Annotated in this window: 3 protein-coding genes and 1 pseudogene; 1 reads left to right on the plus strand and 3 read right to left on the minus strand. The window is 67.6% G+C overall.

Going from position 1 to position 7,118, the window contains the following annotated elements; translation table 11 throughout:
• Nucleotides 1-485: 485 nt before the first annotated feature.
• The 3 genes from ACNFOC_RS48140 to ACNFOC_RS48150 form a co-directional block, all read right to left on the minus strand.
• Nucleotides 486-959 (minus strand): hypothetical protein, encoded by a 474-nt coding sequence (locus tag ACNFOC_RS48140; RefSeq protein ID WP_200723472.1) that lies wholly within the window; start codon nucleotides 957-959, stop codon nucleotides 486-488.
• Nucleotides 960-1,516: 557 nt separating this feature from the next.
• The gene (locus ACNFOC_RS48145; protein ID WP_416965334.1) at nucleotides 1,517-2,575 is read right to left on the minus strand and encodes a hypothetical protein; all 1,059 of its coding nucleotides are present in this window, start codon (nucleotides 2,573-2,575) and stop codon (nucleotides 1,517-1,519) included.
• Nucleotides 2,576-2,730: 155 nt separating this feature from the next.
• Nucleotides 2,731-3,645 carry an AAA family ATPase gene (locus ACNFOC_RS48150; protein ID WP_200723470.1) on the minus strand — a complete coding sequence of 305 codons (915 nt, stop codon included), beginning with the start codon at nucleotides 3,643-3,645 and terminating at the stop codon, nucleotides 2,731-2,733.
• A gap of 1,330 nt (nucleotides 3,646-4,975) precedes the next feature.
• Here ACNFOC_RS48150 and ACNFOC_RS48155 point away from each other — a divergent pair.
• Nucleotides 4,976-7,118, plus strand: a pseudogene (locus tag ACNFOC_RS48155) (hypothetical protein); the annotation flags it as partial.

The following is a 7,118-nucleotide window of genomic DNA, read 5'->3' on the forward strand; positions in this document are numbered from 1 at the left end:
GGGGGGCGCAGAACACCAGGTTCTGCGCCCCCCTAGCCCCGTATGAGCGCACGATCAGCGCTGGCCAGCAGCCTTGACATCGAGGACGGCGGCGTAGGGACGTGACGAGATATGACGCCGGCCCTCGCACACCAAATGGCGTGGCAGAGAGCCAGGCGCTGGGTAGAGGGACAGCCAGCCGGGCAGCGGCTCAGCCGCGCGAGGGCGAGATGCGCGCACAGCGATAGTGCGAGGGAGCAGGCCGTGAGGGCGCTTCCGCAAGACAGGGCACGCAGGGCCCCTTGCGAGCGCCGTCAGCCTGGGGCAAGACGGCATGGGCTACCAGTTTCACAAGCGTGACGAGGGAGACACGTGTAGCCGAGGCTCCGGTGGGTGGAGACGACTCGGCTGGGGGCTGGTAACCTCAAGGATGGCGAGAGAGGCTACCTAGCCTTATCAGTCCGGCACCCACCCTGTTTGCGGCAGGTACGTGGGTGCCGTTCTTTTTATGCGGCTGCCTTGGCGGCTCCTTCTTCGAACTCGTTCTCAAGGCGCTGCTGAAGCTCTTCGTGCCAGGTCCCGATGGGCAGGACGTGGTACGGCAGCTTGCTCGCGAGAGCCTCCTCGCTGAGCTGCAGCAGTTGGTAGTCCTGGTGCGCCAGGGCGACTGACTCGGGGAAGGCGACGAGCCGTGTTCGCGGGTGAATCTTGTCTTCCGAGCCGGGCTCGGAAGCCGCGACCAGCAGTTCCATCACTATCCGAACGGCATCCCAGTCGCGCTGGAACGCTGTCGTAGTGCGTTCGCCCTGTTGAGAATCCCGGTTCGTCGACCGCGTAGCGCCGAGGGCCGCAGCCACCTGAGCAAGGACAACGTCGTGCGGGCGCAGCTGATTTGCGTCAGGTAGAAGGCCGATCCGAGCCAGGTTCTTGAGAGTTCCCGCGCCGACTCCGGACCATTCGGACACGGTGCGCTGCGACATCGTCCCGTTTCTGCGCACGGGTGAACGACGTGGCGGCACTTGGATCTCCCTCCGCTGGCAACTGGCAGGTGAGCACGAGACTATCGCGCTGTGCTGCGAATCATACGACCCTCGCGCATCTCTGATGCAAACCCATAGTTTTCAGCGTGTCGCCAGGCTGACGTGCTGGCGGTATCCATCCACGCCAGGACCTCCCGATTGGCGAATATGCGCAGGTAGATCGGCATATTGCGACGGGGGGCATGGCTCGCCGAGGGGGCTGGCCTGCTGGCAGGGGAGGGTCCCGCATTCCCAAAAGTGCACGAGGGTCGCGCAGTTTGGGGGCTGACGCGCCTTCGGCCGATGGCGGGTTCCCCGAGCGTGCGGGACTGCGGACGGCAATCCTCGGGCACGAAGGCATCTACATCGGGAATCCTCGTGTCCCTGTGTTCCGCGCCGTGTCCCGACACGTGTCCCTGCTTGTGCTTATGTGAATTGCTGCTGAAAGAAGAGGGGCGAGCCGCGACGGCGGCTCGCCCCTCATGGACGACTGGGCCCAGGCCGGCCTTGAGCTTGTATCAGTCCGTTGCCGGGGCCTCAGCCCTCAACTGCTCAAGGAACGACTGGACGATCACGTTGACCATATGGCCATGCAGACCAGTGGTGTTTGCGAGAAGAAGCTCGTCCATCATGTCGTTCAGCCAGTCGTCGTTCTCCCGGCTGATGCTGTAGTGGTTGGGGGACGCTGCACCGCTCTCCTCCCCCAGGTGACTGTCTCGGAACTCGTCAGCGGCCTTGATGAGATCGGTGACCGAGACGTGGCGTGCCAGAGTGATGGAGGCGTCCAGGTACTGGCTCGGCTTGAGGTTTCTGAGCCCGAGCATTCGCTTGTCGCTGACCATCTGGCGATTCACCGCGATTGCGACGTCGGCATGTAGCCGGATGTTGCGCTTCGCAGGCTTCGTACCGGTTCGTGTCGCCTGTGCCTGGCGGTAACTCCTCGCGAGCTCGATGTACGCGACCGGCAGCCCCTGCACCTTCTCGGCGAGCTGCGGCGGAAGAGCATCGAGCATTCGCCTCTCGGAGAATCCGCTGGTGGCCGGGAAAGCAGGCCCAGCGGCTCTCCGAAGGGTGACTGCGCCCCCAGACGACTCGCGTCCTCCTGGCGCCTCTTGTCCGTAGACGGGCAGATCGGCGGCAGCGAGCTCTTCAGACCGGAGACGTCGCGGCGGATTTTCAACTGGCGTCTGCGCAGGGATGGGTGTGGTTGCCGCAGGTGAGTCCAGGGCGTCGAGCCGTGCGCTTTCCGCAGCCTGCAGCCTGTTGATCGAGGGCGCGGGTTCGCGTTCGGCGGGCGTGCGTGTGCCCGCGGACTCCTCGTGAGCGACTCCAACGTGTTCGGGTGCGGCCGCTGGTGCGAGCTCGGTCGGCGTGCTGTCGGCGGTCGGCTGGTCCTGCACAGGCCCGGCTGGCTCACTGTCCACCGGAGGCTCGGGCACATGTACGTCCGTTGGACTGGCAGACGCGCCGGCATCCGAGGGCTCGGTCTGTTCGGGTGCGGCCGCTGGTGCGAGCTCGGTCGGCGTGCTGTCGGCGGTCGGCTGGTCCTGCAGGGGCCCGGCCGGCTCACTGTCCACCGGAGGTACCGAACCGGACGTCGTCTGGGGATCGCTGTTGATCTTGGAAAGGGCGCCAGACGCTGACAGCTGGTTCAGCTTTCCGAAAGCAGCGCTGGCCTTCGGTGCCTTCCGCCGTCGAGCGGGAGTCTGACTCCCTCCTTTGGCTTCAGCCATTACTGGGCCTCCACCTCGTCCTTGAGCCAGGCAGCTTCTCGCTCGGCGATCACGGAAGCCGGAACTCCGAGCGCCTCGGCGAGTACTGACCCGAAGTGGCCGAAGTCGTCTGGAATCGAGCCCCAGGTGTCAGCGATGCCTTCGAGGAGAGGAATGGTGCCCTCCAGGAGATCCACGCTGGGAAGGCCGTCCGGGTGGTCGGCGCTCTCGCCGTTGATCAGCCCCTGGATGTAGTCGCGAGCGTTGGTGAAGCTGCTGCGCTTGGGGAACGACTTAGCGAGCATGACGAAGAGGTCGATGCGCTCGCCCATCTCCTTGAGGAGGTCGAACGTAGTCGTCAGCTGGACCACATCGCCGACGTGCTGCTGGGTCGGAACGATCCCTCGCTTAGTCAGCATCCAGGCGGTCTTCAGGACCCCCTTGTCCGTGGGGCCAACGTCGATCACCAGGTGCTTGAAGCCTCGCGCCATGAGATCCGTGACCTGCTTGGCCATGGCGGGGCCCGTGTACCCGACGACGGTTACGAGGGGCGGCCAGTCGTCTCCGGCTGCGGCCTGCCACTTGAGGCAGGTTTTGTTGGTGTCGTCGGCGTCCACGAGGAGAACGGGTTCGCCGGTGAGTGCCAGGATCAAGGCAACGTAGACGGACATCGTCGTCTTCATTACGCCGCCCTTGGCGTTGCCCATGGTGATCTTCACGCCGTCAGGCGTGTTGAGGGCAGCAAGGACGGCTGTCCTCAAGGGTTCCGGGAGGCTGTAGATCAGTTCCCGAACTTCGGTGCTGACGTGAGAAGGCACTGTCAGGGCAGGCGGCGTGATGTTCCCCGAAAGGAACGTCGCGGGAACCGCATCGGCTTCGCGGGCAGGAGAGGGCACCAAGCCCTGGGCCTGCTCCGTAGCGAGTTGCTCAGGCATGAGAGTGGAGTACCTGCTTACTTCTTGGCGAGTTGCTACTTGTCGGCCGAACAGTCCAGTCAGTCGACGCTTCGGCGACCCTCAGATTGCGGTGAGTGCCGTAGTGGTGGGGCTTCCTGATGGGGTGACGTGAAGCCCTACGTGCTTCTCGTGACCCGATCGCTGGTGCCCGACGGCTGGTCGCTGCGACGCCGAGCTTGCTGGGTTGCTGCCCGGGTGCCATCCAGTCCACTGGACGGCGGGCTCACGCTAGCAGAGATGAGATGACTCACTGGGGTTGGCACGCAGAAAGAAGCGTGCAAGGGGGGGTGGTGTGACGGCTTGGAACGCAGTCCGTCGGGCGAGTCTAGGGTCGCCCGGGTGTGACTCTGGAGTGTCTGCAGACCGGATTCAGGACTGCGCTCGCTGGTCGAGATTCGGGGGAGCGGTCGACTGACAGAGCCGGTCGTGTCCCTGTGTCCCGCGCTGTGTCCCTTCCTGTGTCCTAGGTAGTGAACATGTGAAAGTGCAGGTCAAAGCGTGTTTTTAAGATCCCTTTACTGAGCGCAAGAGCTGATCTTGTGAGGCCTCGGCAGGCGATCTGCGCCTCAGTCTTCCTCTCGAATGCGTTAATTTAAGACATCAGGCGTATGTCAACTATTCGTGTCAATAGGTAAATTCAACCCATGTGCGCGCTGCGTCGCGACCGGCCAAAGACTCGGAGGGAGGGAGGATCCGTCCTCCGAGGGCGGACCGTTCCGACGTGGAGCAGGTGAACCACGTCGGCGCTCATGGCCTCAACGAAGGACACGAACGGGTGAATCGGCTATCCCTCGCGCGGTGGCTCGCTTGGCCCGGGGGCCGGAGGTCGGGGCGCGGTCAGTCTGCCGACTTGCACCTGTCGGTAGGGCGTTGCGCGGGGTCGAGCGCGACTGCCGACACGTCGACCTCGCATCGGCGAGTTGACGAGCGATGACGCGGGTGGGGTACGCCCGACGCTCAACGAAGCAGCTTCCCTGGGTGGCCGGCGCGACCTTGACTGGCGGGACGAGCGGGAGGAGTCGCGCACACGGTCGACGACCATGGCAATAGCGAGGAGTCGCTCGGCCGGGCCGTCCAGCTGCCGGCCGCCAAGCGTGACCGTCTCGCAGGTGTCCCTGTGTCCCGCCCTGTGTCCCGCCCTGTGTCCTAGGTAGTGAACATGTGAAAGCTCATGTCAAGGCCGCTGGAACGCTGAAGTGCACGAACCAGCGCATCTTGTGGGTCAGCCTGCCGAAACCGGCGCGAGGGTGCCGTGTTGCCTGTCAGGCTGAGCCCTCGCATAACCGGGGACGTACGGACGGAACGCACCATGGCACGCAGCCCGCTCACCGCCGCTCAGCAGCGGCGGGTGCAGTGGAAGACCATCGACGGGGCGCTCGCCCCCTTCTCCACCGATTCGCTCACGGTGCTCCTCCAGGCCGCGCTGGCGTCTCCGGGCTGTTCCCGCGTTCACGATCACCTCCTGCTGCTGTGGACCCGCACTCTGCGAACTCCAGCGCGTACCGGTGCTGCTGCGGCCGCTGCGGCCGCTGCGGCCGCGGCGGACTTGCCGGGGCTGGTCGAGGCCGCCGGGCGCGCGGCGCCCGGGCGCGGCGTGGTGACCGACCGGGTTCCCAGCGACGTACGGGGCAGGGTCCGGTTCGCCACGTCGGCGGGGGAGCGGCTGCTGGTCCATCCCGGGCAGCTCGCGCACCCCCTCCTGGTCCTGCGCAGCTTGCAGCTGACCGCGCTGGCTGTTGATGAACCGGCGCGCGCAGCGGTCGGGTTCGGACTGAGCGACGTTCTCGAGCTCGCGCTGCGCCTGAGCGACCACGCCCTCACCGCGGTGTCCCCGGCGTGGGCGGCTGGCGCGCTGGACGAGGACCCGCAGGTCGTGTGCGCGCTCACCGAGGACGAGGTCGGCGCCGCCCGTCTGCTGGCCGGCGCGGACCTGGACGCGGTCACTGCCGCGTGCGGGCAGCCGGCGGACGCCGCGCGGGCGCTGGACTGGCTGACCGAACCGATCGAGGGCCTTCCGCTGCGCTACCACCCGCAGGCGCCGCTGCTCGGGCCGGTCCTCGCGGTCACCGCGCACGGCCGGCGGGTAGCGGTGCCGGCCTGCGCCGCGACCGATGCCCTCGCCCCGTCCGCCGGCCGCCTGCTTGGCGCTCTTCCCGCCTCGGCGGTGGAGGCCGCCGAGGAGCGGTTGCAGGACCTCGTCGTCTCCCGCACCGCGCAGCTGCTGGGCATGGAAGAAGTCCCGGCCCGTCCCGGCCGGGTGTGCGTGCTGTCCGCACCCGCCGACCGCTACGACATCGCGATCGTCAGCGCGCTGGCCGAGGGCGCCCTGTCGGCCCGGATCGAGGAAGCGCGTTCCGTCCTGGGCGAGTTGGCGACGGGGCGGGGCCGCCTGGTCGTCTACGGCGGACCGCGGTTCCTGGGCCCGGAGCTCATCGAGGACACCGTCTACCTGCACACCGAGGAACTCGCCGAGATCCTCGCCGACGCCGAGGGCGACCTGGCCGTGCTGGCCCTGTTCGTCCTGGAACTCACCGAACACCCGGGCGTGCACGGCGTCTTCTACCGCGACGTACTGGACGCGTGGACCGCGTGGCGGCGCGAGGCGACGCTGCTTGCGCCGGGCCCGTACCGCGACGAGGTCGCCGCCGTCTCGCCGGCCGTGCACGACGTGTCCTGGGACCGGGCCGCGGCGTGGGCGGCCACCGACGAGGTGCTGGCCGCCGCTGAACTGCCCGAAGCCCTCCACTGGCGCTTCGCCCGCCTGGACAAGCCCGACCCGGACGCTGTGGGCGAGCAAGCCGATCTCGTCTACCCGACCTCAACGGGCCAGATGATCGCGCATGTCTCCACGCTCCCACCGCTCGTGGTCCTCGCCACCGTCCGCCCCGGCCCGGACACGTTCCTCGACCCAGGCACGATGACCGGACTCGCGGACGCCCTGCGCACCACCCTGGTCACCTGCCCGACGGTCGCCGACCACGCCACGCTCCCCGACGGCGCCCCCATCGTCATCGAGCTGACCGCAACCGCCGAGCCCCACCAGCCCCCGGCGACCGCCGGCGTGGACGCCGAACCCGACGGCGACCCGGAAGCGGGGGAGCGGTTGCTGCTGCACGTCGGCGCAGATCCGGACCGCGCCCGCATCGGCCTGGACATCGACCCTCCGCTGCTGGCCGCGTTCACCGGCGACGGCCGCCAGGGACACCACATCGTCGGCCAGGTGCTGCACCACCTGCTCGACCAGATCCGCCAGGCCCGCGGCGCCGGCCCCGGCACCGACCGGGAGACCTACCTGGCGGAATGGGACACAGCCCACCCGGTCCTGCGCCTGAGCGGCGCCACCAACTCCTGGCCCGCCACCGCCCCGCACGATCCGGGCCGGGACCGTTTCGTGCTCAGCAAAGGACACGGCGCTCCGGCGTTGTACGCCACCCTGTCGCGCGCCGGATACC

Source organism: Streptomyces colwelliae (genome assembly GCF_048158785.1).
Lineage (GTDB): Bacteria > Actinomycetota > Actinomycetes > Streptomycetales > Streptomycetaceae > Streptomyces.

What these genes read in the sequence shown, in the direction of transcription:
- ACNFOC_RS48140 (WP_200723472.1), bottom strand. Translation starts at nt 959, where the DNA reads ATGTCGCAGCGCACCGTGTCCGAATGGTCCGGAGTCGGCGCGGGAACT.
- ACNFOC_RS48150 (WP_200723470.1), bottom strand. Translation starts at nt 3,645, where the DNA reads ATGCCTGAGCAACTCGCTACGGAGCAGGCCCAGGGCTTGGTGCCCTCT.